At 59.1% G+C, this 20,561-nt stretch carries 19 protein-coding genes and 1 riboswitch; of the genes, 12 read left to right on the top strand and 7 right to left on the bottom strand.

All coding sequences use genetic code 11. The features are described 5' to 3' along the window. The first annotated feature begins 62 nt into the window (after nt 1-62). From pnuC to CJU81_RS04565, 8 genes are all read left to right on the top strand, one after another. The gene (pnuC, locus tag CJU81_RS04600) at nt 63-626 is read left to right on the top strand and encodes a nicotinamide riboside transporter PnuC (RefSeq protein WP_095035681.1); all 564 of its coding nucleotides are present in this window, start codon (nt 63-65) and stop codon (nt 624-626) included. Then, nucleotides 623-1,177, top strand: coding sequence for an AAA family ATPase (locus CJU81_RS04595; protein WP_095035680.1), 555 nt, complete (start codon nt 623-625; stop codon nt 1,175-1,177). The genes pnuC and CJU81_RS04595 overlap by 4 nt, the downstream gene beginning before the upstream one ends. Nucleotides 1,178-1,538: 361 nt before the next feature. Next, nucleotides 1,539-1,979 (top strand): hypothetical protein, encoded by a 441-nt coding sequence (locus CJU81_RS04590; protein WP_095035679.1) that lies wholly within the window; start codon nt 1,539-1,541, stop codon nt 1,977-1,979. A gap of 1 nt (nt 1,980) precedes the next feature. Continuing rightward, nucleotides 1,981-2,556: an adhesin gene (locus CJU81_RS04585; protein WP_095035678.1), complete on the top strand. Its 576-nt coding sequence runs from the start codon at nt 1,981-1,983 to the stop codon at nt 2,554-2,556. 70 nt (nt 2,557-2,626) lie between these two features. Then, nucleotides 2,627-3,415: a hypothetical protein gene (locus CJU81_RS04580; protein WP_095035677.1), complete on the top strand. Its 789-nt coding sequence runs from the start codon at nt 2,627-2,629 to the stop codon at nt 3,413-3,415. 66 nt (nt 3,416-3,481) lie between these two features. Next, a complete protein-coding gene (locus tag CJU81_RS04575; RefSeq protein WP_095030741.1) occupies nt 3,482-4,162 on the top strand; it encodes a C39 family peptidase in 681 nt (226 codons plus the stop codon). Between the two features lie 43 nt (nt 4,163-4,205). Next, nucleotides 4,206-4,946, top strand: a complete 741-nt coding sequence (locus CJU81_RS04570; RefSeq protein WP_095035676.1) for a hypothetical protein — start codon at nt 4,206-4,208, stop codon at nt 4,944-4,946. A 48-nt stretch (nt 4,947-4,994) separates the two neighbouring features. Further along, the gene (locus tag CJU81_RS04565) at nt 4,995-6,308 is read left to right on the top strand and encodes a hypothetical protein (protein WP_095035675.1); all 1,314 of its coding nucleotides are present in this window, start codon (nt 4,995-4,997) and stop codon (nt 6,306-6,308) included. Between the two features lie 41 nt (nt 6,309-6,349). Here CJU81_RS04565 and CJU81_RS04560 read toward each other — a convergent pair whose 3' ends face one another. Continuing rightward, nucleotides 6,350-7,675, bottom strand: a complete 1,326-nt coding sequence (locus CJU81_RS04560; RefSeq protein ID WP_095035674.1) for a sigma-54 dependent transcriptional regulator — start codon at nt 7,673-7,675, stop codon at nt 6,350-6,352. Nucleotides 7,676-8,008: 333 nt separating this feature from the next. On the opposite strand from CJU81_RS04560, the gene CJU81_RS04555 reads away from it, so the two are divergent. Continuing rightward, nucleotides 8,009-8,275, top strand: coding sequence for a hypothetical protein (locus CJU81_RS04555; RefSeq protein WP_095030737.1), 267 nt, complete (start codon nt 8,009-8,011; stop codon nt 8,273-8,275). Nucleotides 8,276-8,329: 54 nt separating this feature from the next. Here the strand turns inward: CJU81_RS04555 and CJU81_RS04550 are convergent, their stop codons facing one another. The 4 genes from CJU81_RS04550 to cobW all read right to left on the bottom strand — a co-directional run bounded on the left by CJU81_RS04550 (nt 8,330) and on the right by cobW (nt 15,000). After that, nucleotides 8,330-8,884, bottom strand: coding sequence for a vWA domain-containing protein (locus CJU81_RS04550; RefSeq protein WP_095035673.1), 555 nt, complete (start codon nt 8,882-8,884; stop codon nt 8,330-8,332). A 98-nt stretch (nt 8,885-8,982) separates the two neighbouring features. Continuing rightward, complete coding sequence (locus CJU81_RS04545; protein WP_095035672.1) at nt 8,983-9,990, bottom strand: ATP-binding protein; 1,008 nt, start codon at nt 9,988-9,990, stop codon at nt 8,983-8,985. 165 nt (nt 9,991-10,155) lie between these two features. Further along, the gene (cobN, locus tag CJU81_RS04540; protein ID WP_095035671.1) at nt 10,156-13,926 is read right to left on the bottom strand and encodes a cobaltochelatase subunit CobN; all 3,771 of its coding nucleotides are present in this window, start codon (nt 13,924-13,926) and stop codon (nt 10,156-10,158) included. 3 nt (nt 13,927-13,929) lie between these two features. Next, on the bottom strand, nt 13,930-15,000 hold the full coding sequence (gene cobW, locus CJU81_RS04535) for a cobalamin biosynthesis protein CobW (RefSeq protein WP_095035753.1): 1,071 nt from the start codon (nt 14,998-15,000) through the stop codon (nt 13,930-13,932). Nucleotides 15,001-15,094: 94 nt separating this feature from the next. Further along, nucleotides 15,095-15,275: riboswitch (cobalamin riboswitch) on the bottom strand. A gap of 121 nt (nt 15,276-15,396) precedes the next feature. Here cobW and CJU81_RS04530 point away from each other — a divergent pair. After that, nucleotides 15,397-16,716 (top strand): glycosyltransferase, encoded by a 1,320-nt coding sequence (locus CJU81_RS04530; RefSeq protein WP_095035670.1) that lies wholly within the window; start codon nt 15,397-15,399, stop codon nt 16,714-16,716. Nucleotide 16,717: 1 nt separating this feature from the next. Here CJU81_RS04530 and CJU81_RS04525 read toward each other — a convergent pair whose 3' ends face one another. Beyond that, on the bottom strand, nt 16,718-17,227 hold the full coding sequence (locus CJU81_RS04525) for a hypothetical protein (RefSeq protein ID WP_141232565.1): 510 nt from the start codon (nt 17,225-17,227) through the stop codon (nt 16,718-16,720). Between the two features lie 95 nt (nt 17,228-17,322). Then, complete coding sequence (gene cobF, locus CJU81_RS04520; protein ID WP_095035668.1) at nt 17,323-18,078, bottom strand: precorrin-6A synthase (deacetylating); 756 nt, start codon at nt 18,076-18,078, stop codon at nt 17,323-17,325. A gap of 85 nt (nt 18,079-18,163) precedes the next feature. On the opposite strand from cobF, the gene CJU81_RS04515 reads away from it, so the two are divergent. Together CJU81_RS04515 and CJU81_RS04510 are read left to right on the top strand one after the other, a co-directional pair. Then, on the top strand, nt 18,164-19,099 hold the full coding sequence (locus CJU81_RS04515) for an AraC family transcriptional regulator (protein WP_095035667.1): 936 nt from the start codon (nt 18,164-18,166) through the stop codon (nt 19,097-19,099). 140 nt (nt 19,100-19,239) lie between these two features. Beyond that, on the top strand, nt 19,240-20,550 hold the full coding sequence (locus CJU81_RS04510) for an ABC transporter substrate-binding protein (RefSeq protein ID WP_095035666.1): 1,311 nt from the start codon (nt 19,240-19,242) through the stop codon (nt 20,548-20,550). Nucleotides 20,551-20,561 lie beyond the last annotated feature (11 nt).

Raw genomic sequence — 20,561 nt, 5'->3', positions numbered from 1 at the left:
GAGCACAAACATTGCGGCTGCAGGTACAATCCCCGCCCTTATCTCTCCCCCAAGGAATCCCAATGTCAGGGCTTGAACTGTTTGCCGCCGCGCTCGGCGTCATTGCCGTCTGGTTGACAGTCAAACAGAACCCCTGGTGCTGGCCCATTGGCCTGGTGATGGTACTGCTCTACAGCTGGATCTTCTTCGAGATCAAACTGTATTCAGGCATGCTTTTGCAGGTGTTTTTTGCCCTGTTGCAAGTTTATGGCTGGTGGCAGTGGACCCGCGCAGGTACACAGCATGAAGGCCGTGCAGTGAGCCGGTTAAGCCCATTGCAAGTACTCGGCGGCGTGATTGCAGGCGCCATCGGCAGCGTCGCTCTCGGCGCCGCAATGGCCCATTGGACCGACTCCACGTTCCCCTGGTCAGATGCCACGCTGACCGCATTCAGCCTGGTCGCGCAATTGTGGATGGCACAAAAACGCCTGCAATGCTGGGCGCTGTGGTGCGTGATCGATGTGCTCTATATAGGTTTTTTCGCCTGGCAGGACCTGTACTTCACCGCAGGCCTGTACGCGCTGTTTACCCTGATCGCCATCCAGGGCTGGCGTGACTGGCGCCGCGATCCGGCGTTGCGCACATGAAGGTGGTTGTACTGGCGGGGCCGGAGTCCAGTGGCAAGAGCTGGCTCGCCGCACTGTTGCAGCAGCGCTTTGGCGGCACCATGGTGGGCGAGTATGTGCGCTACTTTATCGAGCAGAACCCTCGCGATACCTGCCTGGCCGATATTCCGGACATCGCTCGCGGTCAGCTTCGATGGGAAGACGAAGCGCGGGCCAAACAACCCGAGCTGCTGATTCTGGATACCCATTTACTCAGCAATATCCTCTGGAGCCAGACCCTGTTTGGCGACTGCCCGCCGTGGCTTGAAGCCGAACTGCTCAAACGTCACTACGACTTGCATTTGCTGCTGTCCCCCGATGATGTGGAGTGGACCGCTGACGGCCAACGCTGCCAACCCTCGTTGGCGGAACGCCAGGCGTTTTTTGCGGACAGCCTTCAATGGCTCACCGATCATCAACAACCCGTGCAAGTGATAACCGGCGACTGGCTGGCCCGGCAACAGCATGCCTGTGCCGCAGTCGAACAATTATTGGCTTGCGGGGAAACTTATTCAGCAAGTATTAGTCATTAAGTAGTGTTGTTTAGAACATGCAGCTGACAAACAAGCTACTTAATGGTTTCAGCACTTTACCCATGTCCGTTGCTGTTACATGAAAATTTCGTGAAGGCGTTCAAACAGCGGCTTTCAGCACGACATGTGAAGTTGTAACGGTATTGAGACACGCTCTTGCCCCGCCTTAAAAACAATCAGGCCCTTATTGTGCAAGGGCTTGGCGTGCAAGCGGAAATCTCATGTTCGTTACACTTTATCCCGCCTCCAACAGCCTCTGAGTTGTGCTCCGTTGTTTTCAAAGATTAAATTACAAGTGGCACAGCTCATGCTCTCTAACTATCACGCTGACCCGGTCAGCGTCGATCAAGGGGGCACAATCATGAGAGCTGTCTGTCGTGGTAAACATTACCTGCTGCTCGCTTGCAGCCTGAGCACCTTGCTGGGCGTGTGCGGCGCCGCACTGGCCGGTGGTAATGGCGAGATTGTTCTGACTCGTATCGTGCAGCCTCACCCGGTGGGTAATCCGCCCATGCATCCGGATCCCGATCCCAATACCGTCAATGCCAATCCGTCCCCGCAGGTCATGGGGGCCACCCATGAACTCACCGATGGCGATTTCGCAGGCGTGAGTACAGGCACCTCGATCAGGCACACCCTCTTGCCCAATGGCAGCTCACTGCCCGGCCTCAATACCAGCAACGGCCTGCCAGGCATGACCAACGGCCATGGCGGCGGTAGCGGCGGCACCCTTTCCAACACCATTGGCAACAGCATCGAACAGGGCATGCGCCCGCTCTCTGCACTGAGCCAGGGGAAATGACATGACTGGCTATCGCCTGCCTGTGCTGATTGCCGCGCTGATTGCCAGTTGCACCGCATTCGGCGCTTCAGATAACAACGCCACGATCGACAATTCCGGTGCCGGTTACCACGGCAACGTCACTCTCAACCAGGCAGCCGGCGACCAGCAGCAACAGGTCAACGTGCGCGCAGTGGCTATCGGTACAGGGGCCAGGACCAGCACTACAGTGACCCAAAAAATCACTACCCCGGCCGATCCTTCGCTCAATGCCAGGGCGGCTATTGGCGGCAACTCATTCAGTAACGGCAGCGGCGTGATTGGTATCAACCAGTCAGCCGGGGCCAACAACCAGATGGTCAATGCAGTGCGGGTCGGCATCAGTGCCCAGCCGCAAGGTATCGACGACAGCGCCCTGTCGCAACAGAACGTGGCGCTGCTTCCAGACTCGGGTAGTGCATCCCCCGCCAGCGGCAGTCGCCAGATCGTCAACAGCGATCAGGCCTTCACCGGCAGCCGTGGGGTGGTGCAGTTGAACCAGAGTGCCGGGGTGGGGAACCGCATGGCTAACACCCTGAATATCCGGGTTGCTGACTGACCCGACAACAACGCAGTGCAATTAGAAAGTGCCAACACTTAACACAACTAATGAAGCACGGAGAATCACCATGAAACCTTCAAGCGCTTTGAAACCTCTGGCTTTCGCCATGGCCGCCCTTCTGTCCGTTGCAGCACAGGCCCACAACGATGGCCCACCACCTCCATCGACTCCACCGTCCTACACGCTGGACCCAAATGCGGCGGCTGCAGCGGTTGTGATTGATTCGCAAAACAGTCACAACAACAAAGTGACAAACAAGGCGATCAAAAATACTGCGACGGTAAAAGACTCGGTAAAAGGCGCTGAAGGCAACATGGGGGTCAACGCTGCGGCCGGCTCCGGCAACCAACAAGATAACGCTGCCGCCATCGCTACCTCAGATGAATCCTTTGTGTTTGGCACTGCTGCGTCCCTGACCAGCGCCACCCAGACCAACAGCCACAACAACGACCACAACTACGGCACACAAAACAACGCCCTGCTCAAAAGTTCCGGCAATGGCAGTTCAGGCAACGTGGGTATAAACGTGGCTGCCGGCGACTTCAACCAACAGAAAAACAACCTGGCCATCGCCGTTTCCAATGGCCGCATCGCCACCGCTGGCGCAACTGCCAGCCAAACCTCGAACAACCTGTCGGTGATCAACGAGGCCGGTGCCTCTTATCTGAGCAATGTGAATACCTGGTCGCAAGGGCCAAGCTGGAACAACAACAAAACGCCAGTCGTCAACAATGCCACCATGGACCACTCGTTCAATGGCATCTCGGGCAATGGCGGTGCCAACATCGCAGCAGGTGTGGGCAACCAGCAAAGCAACTCGCTGTCCATCGCAGCTGGCTGCAAAGTCTGCATGTAATCGCGACAGCACACAGAGGGTCTCGTTCACGAGACCCTTTTCACTCCCCAGCCAGGCGTAACAACCATGCGTATTGTCGCCCTCAGCCTGTTGCTCTGCCTGTGCGGCCTGAGCCAGGCCGCGCAAATGCCTATCGCCGCCATGCCTGGGGGCAATCTGGTGTTCAAGCACGTACAAAGCATTCGTGAGCGACGCTTTGCGGATATCGTCGAGCAAAAAACCGACTTCAGTTGTGGCGCAGCAGCACTGGCCACGATTTTGCGTCAAGCCTACTGGCTGGATGTTAACGAAGACCAGATCATCAAGGGGATGTTGCAAAACTCGGATCAGGAATTGGTGCGCACCCAGGGGTTTTCCATGCTCGATATGAAGCGTTACGTCGAAAGCATCGGTATGCGCGCCCGGGGTTACCGCATCCCGGCCCAAAGCCTGGAAAGTGTCAACATACCGGTTGTGGTGCTGCTGGACATTCGTGGTTACAAGCACTTTGTGGTCTTGCAACGCACCCAGAAAGACTGGGTATACATCGGCGACCCGGTACTCGGTCACAAACGTTACTCCCATGAAGATTTCCTCAAGGGCTGGAATGGCATTGTGTTCGCCATCATCGGTCCTGGTTACGACAAGACCAATGCGCTACTGACGCCCCCAGCTCCGCTGACGGCGAAAAACCAGCTCGATGGTTTCAGCCCGGTCAAGGATGCAGAGCTCATGGACTTCGGTTTTATCCAAAGCGACTTTTTTTAGGTGCGCAGCATGACTACGGAGCCCCACGCTCCTGGAGCAGCACATGAAAACGCCCATCTGGCTGATTGCCGCCTGCCTTGCGACCAGCCTGCCCGTCCAGGCAGCATCGACCTTTAAACCGGTCGAATTGAAAGACCAGGAAATGTCCGAGCTGCGAGGCCGTTTTGTCATGCCCGGGCGCATCATCAGTTTCGGCGTGGTGATGAATAGCACCTGGACCAGCAGCAATGGCGATGTTATCGGCGCCAAAGCCGCCATGACGGTGCAAAGTACGGTTGAGCCGCGCTTATATGTATCGACCTACAGCACGGCCGGTAACGGTGCACACGTTTCAGCCGGTACCGGTTTGGTGACAGGTGGCACAGGGCTTACCACGGGCCAGGGCGTCACCCAGAGCGTCAGGGCTGCGGGTGACAATAATACTGCCTATAACAACGTCGACATCAATGTCAGCGAGGCCAACCAGGCGCCTGTGGTCAACCAGCAAGGCACCTTGTTGACCGCCAACACCCCTATCACGCAAACCGGCGGTGCTGGCAATCTGACCGTCTCCACTGCCGGTGGTGGCGTGCAGATGGCCATCCAGGCAAACAACAACCAGGGCAGCTCATTGCAACAAATAGCTCAGGGCGGCGTGTTGCAGAACACTACGCTACTGGGCGGCAGCAATATGGTTAACAACCTCACTCAACTTAATGTGGTACTGCGTAACAACATGCCCAGCACAGGTGCGCTGAACTGTGACCTGAATCCCTTAAAAGGTCTTCGCAATACGGGATATTGAACTAGGCTCAGATTCTTACAATTCGAGTTATTGTGGACGGCCTATTTCATGCATCGAACGCTTACTTTTCGCGCAGTTGTATGTATGAGCACTCTTTTCCCGTCAGCCCTGCTCTACGCAGCGCCTGATAGTGATGTAGAGCTACTAAAAAAAGAACTCATGGAGCTTCGCCAGCGTTACGATCAGCAACAAAAAGCCCTGGCTGTACTTGAACAGCGGGTTCGACAAGTGGAAGACCAGCCTGCGGCCCCGCCTCCCAAGCGACTGGCCAAATCGCCGGCCGACATGAAAGGCAATCAGGGCATCGCCGCAGCCGCAGCCAGTGGTGGCGCGGCTGGTGGCGCGGGCGCTGCGGCGGCATCGGGCAGCTCTTATGGGCAAGCGCTCAAGGATGACTCCGCCCCGGCGCAAAGCGTGGTCAACCTCTACGATGAAGCCAGCGGGTTCTTCGGCGGTGGCAAGTTCAGCTTCGAAACCGGTGTCACCTATTCACGCTATGACACCCGCCAGTTGATCCTCAATGGTTTTCTGGCCCTGGACTCGATCTTCCTGGGTAACCTCAACCTTGACCGGATCAAGGCCGACAACTGGACACTGGACCTCACCGGTCGTTACAACCTGGACAACCGCTGGCAATTTGACGTAAACGTACCTGTGATTTACCGCGAGTCGACCTACCAGTCCGGCGGTGCCAACGGCGGTGATGCACAATCAACATCAGAGCAAACGGTCACCCGGGACCCGACCATCGGTGACATCAACTTCGGCGTGGCGTACAAGTTCCTCGACGAATCGGTCAACACCCCGGATGCGGTCTTCAGCGTGCGAGTCAAGGCACCGACCGGCAAGGACCCGTTCGCGATCAAGCTGGTTCAGTCGGTTGACAACACCAACGTGTTCACCCCTGAAGATCTCCCTACAGGCAACGGCGTATGGTCAATCAGCCCTGCCATTTCCCTGGTCAAGACGTTCGACCCCGCAGTGTTGTTCGGCTCCCTGTCGTACACCCACAACCTGGAAGAGTCGTTTGACGACATCAGTTCCACGCAAAACCTCAAGCAACCCGGCAAGGTCAAACTGGGTGACAGCTTCCAGATTGGCGCGGGCGTGGCTTTTGCCCTCAACGAAAAAATGAGTATGTCGTTTTCCGTATCCGACTTGATTCAGAAAAAGAGCAAACTCAAGCAGGATGGCGGTGACTGGCAAACAGTTACCACCAGTGATGCCAACGCCGGTTACTTCAACATTGGCATGACCGTGGCGGCGACTGATAACCTGACGATCGTGCCCAACCTGTCGATTGGTCTGACCGACGATGCCCCGGACTTCACTTTCAGCCTGAAATTCCCGTACTACTTCTGAGTGCCAGGGCCTGTCGCGCTTGAGCGCGGCGGGCCTCATATTCAGCGGATGTGATGCTTGTGCAATAACCGATAGAACGTCGGCCGTGAAACGCCAAGCACCTTGGCAGCCAGACTCAAATTGTCACTGTGCCGGTTCAACACCTCGCACAGCGCCTGGCGTTCGGCGCGGTCCTTGTATTGTTCAAGGGTGTTCATCGTACCGACAAGCAACGGGCGCAACTCCAGGCCCAGGTCATGCGCTTCGATCTGCCGTCCTTCAGCCAGTACCAGCCCGCGACGTACGCGGTTGGCCAACTCGCGCACATTCCCGGGCCAGCCATGACTGCCCATGGCAATCAGGGCATCATCACTGAAAGTACGCGGGCGACGACCCGTTTCCAGGCTGTAATAACGGGAAAAATGCCCGGCCAACATGGCCAGGTCACCATGACGCTCGCGCAAGGGTGAGGTGGTGAGTTGCAACACGTTGAGGCGGTAATACAGGTCTTCGCGAAATTGGCCGTTGGCAACCGCAGCCTCCAGATCGACATGGGTCGCCGCCAGAACCCGCACATCGACGGGGATCGGCTGGTTGCCGCCAACTCTCTCGATATGCTTTTCCTGCAAAAAGCGTAACAGGCTGGCTTGCAACTCCAGCGGCAGATCGCCGATCTCATCGAGAAAAAGCGTACCGCCATTAGCGGCCTCGATACGTCCAACCCGGCGTTGATGGGCGCCGGTGAAGGAGCCCTTCTCATGGCCAAACAGTTCAGACTGGATCAGGTGATCGGGTATGGAGCCGCAATTGATGGCAATAAAGGGTTTGCCGTTGCGCTGGGATTGACGGTGCAGTGTGCGGGCGACCAGCTCCTTGCCTGTGCCGCTCTCCCCGCGAATCAGGATAGGCGACTGGGTGGGTGCAAATTTGCTCACAATCATGCGCAGGTCACGCATCGAGCGGCTGTCACCGAGCAATTCATCTTGCTGTACATCGGCCGCGCCTGCCGTTAGCCCGCGCAAGCATGCCATGCCAAAGGCCCGGCCGAGGGTGACCTGCACCCGGGAGACATCAAAGGGCAAGGTGTGAAAGTCAAAAAACCATTCGCAGACAAAATTCCCCACATTGCTCATTTTAAGAACATCAGGGGTCAGCGCCGCAATCCACTCGGTGCCACTGCGACTGATCATGTCTTTTACGGCTTCGGGGTGCTGCAGATGAAAAGGTTGCAACCTGAACAAACCAACGTCGCACGAACGATCGACAACCGTTTCCAGCGTGCAGCTGTCTACTGCCCAGCCAATGGTGCGCAGGCCGGGGAGTAATTCATGACAATCCTTACAGGGATCAACCACCAGCAGACGTCGGGGAGATGACAGTGCAAGCATGACTGTTCCTTGGCGCCAGAAAAACATAAAACAGCATTAAAAACAGTCCCTTGTTCGACTTACGCGTAACCTTAGCAAGGCATTGGGCGCTTTCAGGATCATTTGTTTATAACGCTAATAGCCAATCAAACTGTGCAGGGTCGATCAAAGCGTAAAGACGATAGATACACTGACTGAAAATTGATCTGGATCAGTCATATAAAAAAACTTTCAAAAAAATGAGCAAAGTGTGTGACCTGATGACGGTCTGAAGTCATCAGTACAAGTAAGCAACCGAACGGTAAGCCCAGCCGACGGTTAATCACTTGATGGGCATACTTGAGAGAAAACCCTATGAACGCCCCGCTCCGTTTCAACGAAGCTCTTTTGATTGCCGGCCACGCCTTTGAACCGTTTCAATGCGTTGCCTGGGCTGCACAGGATGGTCACGGCGAGTTGAGCCTGACCGTGATTGATCGCACCAACACCCGTATCGGCCGCAAGCAGATCCCGCGCAGCGCCTGCGCAGACGCCGCTCAACTCGAAAGCCTGCTGGCACAAGCCCGCGCCGAGATCAGCAGCGAAGGCCACACCCTGCAGCCATGGGTCATGCCTGCATAAAGCTGTTTGATTGCCCCTGTGGGAGCGGGCCTGCTCCCACGGGCTATTTAGCCTCTAGCCATCAATGTGCAGGTAATCTGCATTCAAGTCCGCCGCCAATTGAGGCGCGCGACCCAGACGTATCGGGCCTCGTTCGATATCGATCAGCAGCCCCGGGCAATCGATTGCAGGCAGAGCCGACCAGGCTTTCAAGCGCCCGTCGGTCACCAGTAAAAAACGCTGCTGTTCCTGTGCGAATCGTTTGCGTCGCATACCCAGCCAGGTCGAGACTTCCTCCAGAGCTTGCAGCAACGGTGTACCACCACCGGCGCCCAGCTGTGCCAGCCAGTCATTGAGCGCGGCCGAAGCTTTTTCCCCGCTGACCTGCCACACAGGCGAACTGCCGCTGGCCGTCATCACCGCCACTCGCGCGCGCTGGCGATAGGCATCTTCGAACAGCTGTGCCAGCAAGCCCTTGGCATCACTCAGTGCCTGATTCCGGCGGGTAGAAGCAGATGCATCCACCACCACCAGCCACAGTTCCTGCGCGGCACTTTGCCGGGTTTTCCAGGCCAGATCAGCACGCATCCGGGGACGACCACCAAGCAAGGTTTGCACCCAGTCGATCATCCCGCTGTCGGCGCTGCGACTTGCGCCTTGCCTGCCCGAAGAGAGTTGACCTGACCGGGGTCTGGCATCCGCCCCCGCAACAGTTTGAGGGCGGATGCCTAGGGCTTTTTTGGCCAGCTCGGCACTTCACGGCGTGCGCCCATCGGCTGGGCCTGGGCTGGTAATTCACCCCACTGACCCTGGCCTGATTGCGCGCTGGTGGTCGAGGCTTGCGCCGCTGACTGTTGCTGCTCGGGTGCCGGTGCCTGGGGCTGTTGCTCACGACGGCGATGGCGCAAGGCAAACTCGGCCACGGCATCGATGTCTTGCAGCTCGATCGCCGTTGCACCGCGCCATGCAGCATGGGCACGTGCGGCGCGCAGCCAGACCAGGTCGGCGCGCATGCCATCCACTGCGGCAGCAAAACACCGCTCGGTTATCTCGGCCAGCGACTGATCATCCAGGGCAATGCTGGCCAAACGTTCACGGGCTTGCTGGCAACGATCGCGCAAGGCCGTTTGCGCGGCCTCCCAACGGGCGCAAAAACCCTGCTGATCAGCGTCAAAGTCCAGGCGACGACGGATGATTTCACTGCGCTCGGCAGGTTGCGGCAAGCCACTCATGGCCACATTCAGGCCAAAACGATCGAGCAACTGCGGGCGCAGCTCGCCTTCTTCCGGGTTCATGGTGCCGATCAACACAAAGCGCGCGGCATGGCGATGGGAAATACCATCACGCTCGACCACATTGGTGCCGCTGGCTGCCACATCCAGCAGCACATCCACCAGATGGTCGGCGAGCAGGTTGACTTCATCGACATAGAGCACGCCGCCGTCGGCCTTGGCCAGTACGCCCGGCGAAAACTGCGCCTTGCCCTGCCCCAGTGCAGCATCCAGGTCGAGGGTGCCCACCAGACGCTCTTCGGTTGCGCCCAACGGCAAGGTGACGAACTGACCGCTGGCGAGCAAATCGGCTAGCCCGCGGGCCAGAGTCGACTTGGCCATGCCGCGCGGGCCTTCGATCAGTACGCCGCCAATTTTCGGGTCAATGGCAGTCAGGCACAGCGCCAGTTTCAATGAGTCCGCGCCGACCACCGCCGATAACGGGAAATGTGGGGTGTCAGTCATGTTTTCGGGCTCCAGATTTTAGAATATTGATCGGCCTCCAAAGCCCCTCACTCCAGCCCTCTCCCAAAGGGAGAGGGGGCCGATTTGTGGTGAGGCGCAAATCCTGAACATCCCCCGATCAGTCCCCTCTCCCTCCGGGAGAGGGTTAGGGTGAGGGATGCTTGGTTACTCTTCTTCTATATCCAGCAGCAGGTTTTCCAGCGCCTCGCGATACTCCCCCGGCTCACTCCACAGCCCGCGCTGCTGCGCTTCAAGCATGCGCTCGGTCATGTCACGCAGAGCGTGCGGGTTGTGCTCACGCACAAACTCACGGGTATCCGGGTCCAGTAAATAAGCATCCGCCAACAACGCATACTGGTGATCGTCAATCAAATGTGTGGTTGCATCAAAGGCAAACAGGTTGTCCAGGGTCGCGGCCATTTCGAACGCGCCTTTGTAACCGTGGCGTTTGACCCCTTCTATCCATTTCGGGTTGGCCGCACGGGAACGGATGACCCGGTTCAACTCTTCCTTGAGCGTGCGAATCTTCGGCAGGTCGGGCTGGCTGTGGTCGCCGTGATAGCTGGCCGCCGCCTCGCCGCGCAAGCTCTCTACCGCCGCCAGCATGCCACCCTGGAACTGGTAGTAGTCATTGGAATCGAGCAGATCGTGCTCGCGATTATCCTGATTTTGCACCACCGCCTGCATCTGCCCCAAGCGCTGGGCAAACTGACCACGGGCCGCCGTGCCTTCATCCGCGCCGCCATAGGCATAACCGCCCCAGTTCAGATACACCTCGGCCAAGTCGTCGCGGCTTTGCCACAAACGCCCATCGATTGCGTTCTGCACCCCGGCGCCGTAAGCCCCGGGCTTGGCACCAAACACCCGCCAGCCTGCCTGACGCGCCGCCAGTTCCGGGGCCAGTCCCTCGCGCTCCAGCTGCTCACGCTCGCTGCGCACTTTTGCCGCGAGCGGATTGAGATCATCGGGTTCGTCCAGCGCAGCCACCGCCTGTACGGCGGCATCGAACAGACGGATCAAGTTGGCAAAGGCATCGCGAAAGAACCCCGACACCCGCAAGGTCACATCTACCCGAGGGCGGTCCAGCAGGCTCACCGGGAGGATTTCGAAGTCATCCACCCGCTGGCTGCCCGTGGCCCATACCGGGCGCACACCCATCAGCGCCATGGCCTGGGCGATATCATCACCACCGGTGCGCATGGTCGCGGTGCCCCAAACCGACAGGCCGAGCTGACGCAAGTGGTCGCCGTGATCCTGCAAATGACGCTCCAGGATCAGGTTGGCCGACTGAAAACCAATACGCCAGGCCGTAGTGGTGGGCAGGTTGCGCACATCCACTGAAAAGAAATTACGCCCGGTGGGCAGTACATCGAGGCGCCCCCGACTCGGCGCACCACTGGGCCCCGCCGGTACAAAACGGCCACTGAGGGCATCCAGCAACCCGTGCATCTCGGCCGGGCCACAGGCATCCAGGCGCGGTGCCACCTGCTCCAGCAATGCATCAAAAATGGCTCGTGTCTCGTCCCACTGTGCGCTGTCGGGCAATTGCAGGGTGCCTTGCAGCGCCTGTTCGATCAATTGCGCAGCATGCAGTTCGAGACGCTCGCGAGTGTCACCCGCAGTACGCCACAGCGCTTCACTGACGGCTTGTAATGGCGCTGGGCGGCGTGCCGTCCAGGGTTCGGCCAGCGCACAGTCCAGCGGGTCGAAGCCCAGTTCGAAGGCTTTGGCCAGTGCCCGTAACACGCTCGACTGTGCCCCGCGGCCATCGCCCCGGGGGATGCGTAACAAGGCCAGCAAGGTGTCGATGCGCAAACGCCCGGTTGGGGACTCACCAAAAATATGCAAACCGTCGCGGATTTGTGATTCCTTGAGGTCGCACAGGTAGGTGTCCAGCCGTGGCAGCCAGATTGCAGCATCGGTGTCGCTGTCGAGGTTTGCGTCCAGTTGCAGCTCGCGGTCGATATGGGTATCGCGCACCAGCTTGAGAATGTCGCGCTGCAGCTCACGCGCCCGACGCGGATCGAGCAGTTGCGCTTCGTAATACTCGTCAGCCAGCAGTTCCAGGTCGCGCAGCGGCCCGTAGGTTTCGGCCCGGGTCAGCGGCGGCATCAAGTGGTCGATAATCACCGCCTGGGTACGACGCTTGGCCTGTGCGCCCTCGCCCGGGTCATTGACGATAAACGGATAGACGTTGGGCATGGGACCCAAAATGGCGTCTGGCCAGCAATGTTCAGACAGCCCGACACCCTTGCCCGGCAACCATTCCAGATTGCCATGCTTGCCCACATGCACTACCGCATGGGCGCCGTAGGTGTTGCGCAGCCAGAAATAAAACGCCAGATAGGCATGGGGCGGCACCAGGTCCGGGTCGTGGTAGACCGCACTGGCATCGACCTGATAACCCCGCGCCGGTTGAATGCCGACAAAGGTCAGGCCAAAACGCAGTCCGGCAATCATCAGGCGACCGCTGCGAAACATCGGGTCGTGCAGTGGCTCGCCCCAACGCTCTATGACCGCCTGGCGATTGGCCTCGGGAAGACGGTTAAACATCGCCTGGTATTCATCCAGCCCAAGGCTTTGATGGCACGGGCGCAGGTCGAGGCTGTCGAGGTCGTTGCTGACCCCGCCCAACAGGGCTTGAATCAACGCGGTGCCGGTCTCCGGGAGTTCAGCATCCACCGGGTAACCTTCAGCCTGAAGGGCACGCAAGATGTTCAACGCTGCCGCCGGAGTATCCAGGCCCACACCGTTGCCAATTCGGCCATCGCGGGTCGGGTAGTTTGCCAGGATCAGGGCGATGCGCTTTTGCGGGTTAGGCACACGGGCCAGCTCCACCCAGCGCCGCGCCAGTTCAGCGACGAAATCCATCCGTTCGGGGTGCGCTCGATAGCAAACCACATCCGATTGGCTGCGCTCACTGCGCCAAGCCAGATCCTTGAAGCTGATCGGCCGGCTGATGATCCGCCCATCCAGCTCCGGCAAGGCAATGTGCATGGCCAGGTCACGTGGCCCCAGACCCTGCTCGCTGGCTTGCCAGCCGGGCTGGTTGTCCTGGGCACAAATGGCCTGGATCACCGGGATATTGCGGCGAAACGGGCGCAAATGCGGAGCTTCCGGGCTGGATTGGGCAAACCCGGTGGTATTGAGAATGACCCCTGCACCGACTTCATCGAGCAAGTCCTGTACCACCGCCATGCAGCCCGGCTCTTTCAGGCTGGCGACGGCAATCGGCAGCGGATTGAGCCCTGCCGCCTGCAGCCGCTGGCAGAACACATCGACAAATGCCGTGTTGGCCGCCTGCAAATGCGAGCGATAGAACAATAGCGCCGCCACAGGTTGGCCCGGCTGCCAGTCGGCTTGCCAGTCCTGCAGTGCGGGGCTGGAATGGGCCGGATGATAGATTGCAGTACGGGGCAAGGTTTGCGGTTCGTCCCAGGCATAGTCGCGGCCCAGCCATTGCCTGGCCAGGCAACGATAAAGCTGCAGGGCGTTATGCCGCCCGCCCTGGCGCAAAAAGTGCCAGAGGCGCTCGCCGTCTTCGGCGGGTACGGTACTCAGTGCGCTGAGCTCCGGGTCGGGGCGGTCATCTCCCGGTACCAGAATCAGGGTCACACCGCGTTCAGCCAGTTGCACCAGCCGTTCAATGCCGTAGCGCCAGTAGCCGATGCCACCGTGCAACGAGAGTAAAATCACCTTGGCGTGTTGCAAGACCTCTTCAAAGTAGAGGTCGACCGAGCCGTGGTTTTGCACCTGCATCGGGTTGGCCAGACGCAGGCTTGGATAATCTTCAGGCAACTGCTGCGCCGCTTCGGCCAGCAGGGCCAGGCTTGAATCACCGCTGCACAGGATCACCAGCTCGGCGGGGGTCTGGCCGAGGTCGGCAATATTGTCGTCCGCTACAAAGCCGCCGGGCTGGGTCCTGAGCAAATGCATGGTTTAGGCGCTCAACGCTGTAAGCAAGGTGGACTCGAGCAAGGCCGCGTCCAGGTCCTGGCCGATCAGCACCAGTTTGGTGGTGCGCGCTTCGTCGCTGCCCCAGGCGCGATCGAAGTGCTTGTCAAAGCGCGTGCCCACGCCCTGGATCAGCAGGCGCATCGGCTTGCCCGGGATCGCGGCAAAGCCCTTGACCCGCAGGATGCCGTGCTTGACCACCAGTTGGGTCAGGGCCTCCATCAGGGCACGTTCTTCGGCCTGTGGCAGCTCGATGGAGATCGAATCGAAGGCATCATGATCGTGGTCGTCATGGTCATCATCGCCATCGTGGTGATGGTCATGGTGACTGTGGCGGCCATCGATATGGTCTTCCGAGCCTGCTTCCAGACCCAGCAGCACGTCCAGGGGCAAGCGACCGCTGCTGGCTTCGATGATTTTCACCGCCGGTGGCAACTCTTCAGCCACTTCGGCACGTACACGGGCCAGGTCTTCAGGGCTGATCAGATCGGCTTTGTTGAGGATTACCAGGTCGGCACTGGCCAGTTGGTCAGCGAACAGCTCATGCAGGGGCGATTCGTGATCCAGGTTCGGGTCAAGCTTGCGCTGGGCGTCTACCTGGTCCGGGAAGGCTGCGAACGTACCCGCCGCCACCGCCGGGCTATCGACCACGGTGATCACCGCGTCAACCGTGCAGGCGCTACGGATTTCCGGCCACTGAAAGGCTTGTACCAGCGGCTTGGGTAAGGCAAGGCCCGAGGTTTCGATGAGGATATGGTCGATATCGCCACGGCGCGCCACCAGCTCACGCATCACAGGGAAGAATTCTTCCTGCACAGTGCAGCACAGGCAGCCATTGGCCAGCTCGTAGACGCGGCCATTGGCTTCTTCTTCGGTGCAGCCGATGGAGCATTGCTTGAGGATTTCACCGTCGATACCCAGCTCGCCGAACTCGTTGACGATTACGGCAATGCGGCGGCCCTGGGCGTTGTCCAGCATATGGCGCAGCAACGTGGTTTTGCCCGAGCCAAGAAAGCCGGTGACGATGGTGACGGGGGTTTTGGCCAGTGTTTTCATCGGATGCCCTTTGGCAAAACGGCGGGCATACGGGACGACGACCGCAGGCAGTGCGCGGTCAGTCTTCGCCACCGGATCACCCCGCCCGGTTGAAGTAAGAATCTGTCACGAGGCAGGTCTCCTGGCTTACGGCTGATACCTACCTTGCGCCTTCCCGCCTGTTGGGCAGTGGCAGTGCAAGATCAATGACCGTTTACAGTTGCGGGGGCAGCCGCGGCATACCGCGTTCCCTTCTTAGCTTCGCGCTGCGAAGAACCTCGAACGCGCAAGGCTACGCAGTGCTATGTAACAGGTCAATGCGCAGCTGTGACACATCTATGGTGGGAGCGGGCATTTCGTTGCACATGTGTTCTAATTGCCGCCTTTTATCAGCCCCAGCGCTTCAAGGATCTGCCCATGCCGTCCACCCGCCCAACCCGCGTCCTGATTATTGGCTACGTGTGGCCCGAGCCACGCTCTTCGGCGGCGGGCGGGCACATGATGCAGATCATCGAGAGTTTTTTGCAGCGCGGCTGGCATATCACGTTCAGCAGCCCGGCCGGAATTGGCGAACACAAGGCGGACCTGGCCAGCCTGGGCATCGACGAGGTCGGTATTGAGCTCAATAACAGCAGCTTCGATACCTTTATCAGCGAACTGGCCCCGGACATCGTCCTGTTCGACCGTTTCATGATGGAAGAGCAATTCGGCTGGCGTGTCGAAAAACACTGCCCCGATGCCCTGCGCATACTCGAAACGTCCGACCTGCAAAGCCTGCGTGACGCCCGCCAGCAGCAACTCAAGGCACGCCTCAAGGACGACACGGGCAACGACGACTTCAGCAGCCTGTTCGCCCCGGCCCAACGGGACACCTTCAATCAGATGGCCGGCACCGATCTGGCTCAACGGGAGATCGCGGCCATCTACCGCTGCGACCTCAACCTGATGATTTCCGAGTATGAGATCGACCTGCTGGTAGAACACTTCAACGTGCCCCGCGCCCTGCTGCACTGGTGCCCGCTGATGGTCGACAGTGTACCCGCGCAGTTCGTCCCCTATGAACAGCGCCAGCATTTTTTGAGCATCGGCAACTTCCGCCACGCCCCCAACTGGGATGCCGTGCTCTGGATGAAAACAGCAATCTGGCCGTTGATCCGCCAGCAACTGCCCACCGCGCAACTGCATGTCTACGGTGCCTACACCCCGCCCAAGGCCACTGCACTGCACAACCCGGCGCAGGGTTTTCATGTGCTCAACTGGGCCGAGGATGCCCTGGAAGTGATGAGCAAGGCGCGTATCTGCATGGCGCCTTTGCGCTTTGGTGCCGGGATCAAGGGCAAAATCGCCGATGCCATGCTCTGCGGCACGCCCAACGTCACCACCCCGGTGGGCGCAGAAGGCATGCACGGTGACCTGCCATGGGCCGGCGCCATCGAGCAGAGCGCCAGTGCGATTGCCGCAGCGGCAGTGCAGCTGTACCAGAACCCCGATGACTGGCATCAGGCCCAGTCGCGCGGCCAGGTACTACTGGCGCAACGTTACTTGCAGAGCAGCCACGGCCCGGCGCTGGTGGAATGCATCGATGCCTGCCGCGCCGGGCTGCAACAGCATCGGCGTAACAACTTCACCGGTGCCATGCTGCGCCATCATCAGCATAAAAGTACCCAATACATGTCGCAGTGGATCGAGGCCAAGAATCGCCAGGGCGAGTCCAGTCAGTCTGCCGGATCTGGATAAATTATGGAAAAAGTACGTGCTTGCCGTGGTCGCTGAGATGACAGGAATCGAACAAAAGCGGCAGGCCATCAGTGTCATAAGACGGCCAGGTTGCGTTCGGACATGGCTCCGGCACTAATTGACGCAACCCTTTATTGAGTGCCTGGATCAGTATCAGTTGATTGAACGCAGAAACCTCTCGAACCTGTGACCGCGTACTTGAGAGACTCAGGTCATACACCGTGCGCGCAGGCTGATCAAAGCTTTCCCATAGTTTTGCAGCCATATGCCCGGGCTGGCTGCGGGCCCTGTCAAAAGCCGCAAGAAAACTCGCCCAGTTCACTATGTCCGTTACCTTCAAGGGCCCGGCATTGGCTGCATCCATTGCTGCGCTGGCCCCCTGCTCGACAGGCGCTACAGGCTTGATGACTGGAGCACTGGCTAGGCTAGATGCAACAAACATCAACGAAGCCAGAAACAAAAGCCACCGAATCGCAAGGCTGCGTACTACATCAAGAGAAAATATGCTCATGGCGAACCCAAGTAGATAGGGTGATACAAGGCCCGAACATTAACGGCTTGATACGACACACCTCCATAATCCAATTCCACAAAACACGTAGGAATTTACTCAGTCACTCGCCTGCGCAGCAGGTAGGTATCCATCACCCAGCCCTTGCGCGCCCTGGCTGCGCTGCGGGCTTGCCTGATTTGCTCGCACACCTCGCTTAGCTTGCCGGCGATGAGGATCTCGTCCGGGGTGCCTATATAGGCACCCCAGTAGATATCGACGTTTTCATCGACAAAGGCTGCAAAGGCACAGTGCGCATCGAGCATGACCACCACGTTGTCGAGGTCCCCGACCACCAGCTTGCGCCCGGTGGTGATGCGGATTGGCTGGCCGATGGTGTTGAGCGCAATACGATGCCGCGCGGCCAGCGCCTGCACACTGCTGATCCCGGGGATCACTTCATGATCGAAGTCGTTGCAGCCCCCGGCCCGGACCCGGTCGAGGATACGCAGCGTACTGTCATACAGTGCGGGCTCGCCCCATAACAGGAAGGCCCCGCATTCGCCATCGGCCAACTGGTCTTCGATCAGGTGCGTAAACACTTCGGCCCGCTGTTCGTGCCAGTCCTCGACGCCATCGGTGTAGCACGCCGTTGAGCTGTCGCGTTGCGGGTCGCTGACCTGCACCACCCGGTAGCCCGGCTCGCGTATATAGCGCTGGCAGATCTGCAGCCGCATGCGTACCAGGTCTTCGGTGGCCTGCCCCTTGTCCAGCACAAACAGCACATTGGCGCGGTTCAGCGCGTTGATCCCCTGCACCGTGATGTGCTCCGGGTCACCGGCACCAATACCGATCAGTAACAGTGTCTTCATCTTGAATTGCCCTCAAATCCGACTGGACTTAACCGCAGGAACCGGCATGATCCACGCCATAACAAGACTGCCAGCGGCCCCGACCATGACCCGACCCGCCCGTGCCAAAGACCCGTCCTATGAACTGATGGACGACCATAATGGCCTGTCGATCATCTATCGCCAGCATGGTTTCCCCTGCCCGCTGGTGCGCTGGCACTTTCACAAGGAGTACGAACTGCACCTGATCGTGGCCAGCAGCGGCAAAGTGTTTGTGGGCGACTATATCGGTAATTTCTACCCCGAAACATTATTCCTCACCGGCCCCAACCTGCCCCATAACTGGATCAGCCAGGTGGCCGAGGATGAAGTGGTGCCCACCCGCGACATGCTGGTCAATTTCACTGATGAACTGCTCGAAGGTGCCGCCTCGGTGCTTACCGAGCTCAAGACCCTTGCGCCCATGCTCGAACGGGCGCGCTACGGCATCGAGTTCCGCGACAAAGCCACCATCCACAAGGCCATGGACCTGATGCAGGCCATTGCCGATTCCGCCGGCATCACCCGGCTTGGGCATTTCCTGATCCTGCTCGAGTTGCTGGCCGACTGTGATGACTACCAACTGCTGTCCGGGGTGACTGCCAGCCATCTGGCCGACGAGCAGACCATCGACCGCACCAACCGCGCCGTGGACTATATCTTCAGCCACTATGCCCGCGAGCTGCCGCTTGAAGAAGTGGCCGACTACATGGGCATGAAGCCCACCTACTTTTCCCGCGTATTCAAGCAGGCCACGGGGCGCTGCTTTATCGAGTTCGTCAATCGCCTGCGCATCAGCAAGTCCTGCGAATTGCTGGCCGATGGCGAAAAGCCCGTAACCGACGTGTGCTTCGAGTCCGGTTTCAACAATATTTCCAACTTCAACCGGCGCTTTCAACAGCTCAAAGGGATGACCCCGTCACACTATCGCCGCCTGGCGGTGCAGCGTTTGACCGAGCAAAACCACCCTGCGCCGAGGGAACGTCAGCGCAGTGCAAAATAGTATCGATTTGAGTGCTACCAGTGATTTGTCACGCCGGTAATTGAAGGCTGTAATCGGCCCAGGCGCTTGCCCCGTGCAAGACGCTATAAAAACAATAACCGTCCTTCAAAAGCCGCCAGGCTGCTGAAGTGGAGTGCTCAATGAATATTCCTGTCAAAGCGTTATGTGTCGCCACATGCATGACCCTGAGCGGTATGAGCCAGGGCGCGCAAACCCTGACCATCGCCACGGTCAACAACAGCGACATGATCCGCATGCAAAAACTGGCGAAAACCTTCGAGAGCGAGCACCCCGACATCAAGCTCAACTGGGTGGTGCTGGAAGAAAACGTATTGCGCCAGCGCCTGACCACGGACATTGCCACCCAGGGCGGACAGTTTGACGTGCTGACCATCGGCATGTACGAAGCCGCACTCTGGGGAGCCAAGGGCTGGCTCGAACCCATGACCGACCTGCCCGCCGCCTATGCCATCGACGATGTGTTCCCGGCGGTGCGCGACGGCCTGTCAGTCAAGGGCACGCTCTATGCCCTGCCGTTCTATGCCGAAAGCTCGATGACCTACTACCGCACTGACCTGTTCAAGGAGGCGGGCCTGACCATGCCCGAGCATCCGACCTGGGAACAGATTGCCGGCTTTGCCCGCACCCTCAACAAACCTGACCAGGAACAATACGGCATCTGCCTGCGTGGCAAGGCTGGCTGGGGCGAGAACATGGCGTTGATCAGCACCATCGCCAACGCCTACGGGGCACGCTGGTTCAATGAACAGTGGCAACCGGAGTTCAACGGCCCGCAGTGGCAAAACGCGCTGAATTTTTACGTCAGCACCCTGAAAGCCTCAGGCCCACCCGGCGCGACCAGCAACGGTTTCAACGAAAACCTCGCGCTGTTCAACAGCGGCAAATGTGCGATCTGGGTCGATGCCAGTGTCGCCGGTTCGTTTGTCACCGACAGCAGTCAAAGCAAGGTCGCCGATCATGTCGGTTTCACCTTCGCACCCCATGCCGTGACCGATAAAGGCAGTGCCTGGCTGTACTCATGGGCACTGGCCATACCCGCCAGTTCCAAAGCCAAGGACGCCGCCAGGACGTTCAGCACCTGGGCCACGTCCAAAGAATACGGTGCTCTGGTGGCAGAAAAAGACGGCATTGCCAATGTACCGCCGGGCACCCGTGCTTCGACCTATACCGATGCGTACTTGAAGGCGGCACCCTTTGCCAGAGTGACCCTCGAATCCCTGAAAGTCGCCAACCCCAATGACCCGACCCTCAAGCCCGTGCCTTATGTGGGCATCCAGTTGGTCACCATCCCCGAGTTCCAGGCGGTGGGCACCCAGGTTGGCAAGCTGTTCAGCGCTGCGCTGATTGGCCAGACCACGGTGGACCAGGCACTGGCCGCCGCCCAGCAGAGCACCGAGCGCGAAATGAAACGCGCGGGCTATCCCAAGTAGCACTGCCACCG

Origin of the sequence: Pseudomonas fragi (assembly GCF_002269505.1) — a bacterium.
In the GTDB taxonomy this organism is placed as follows: domain Bacteria; phylum Pseudomonadota; class Gammaproteobacteria; order Pseudomonadales; family Pseudomonadaceae; genus Aquipseudomonas; species Aquipseudomonas fragi_D.
The sequence above is the reverse complement of the archived record's forward strand: the minus strand, read 5'-3'. Positions and strand labels throughout refer to the sequence as shown.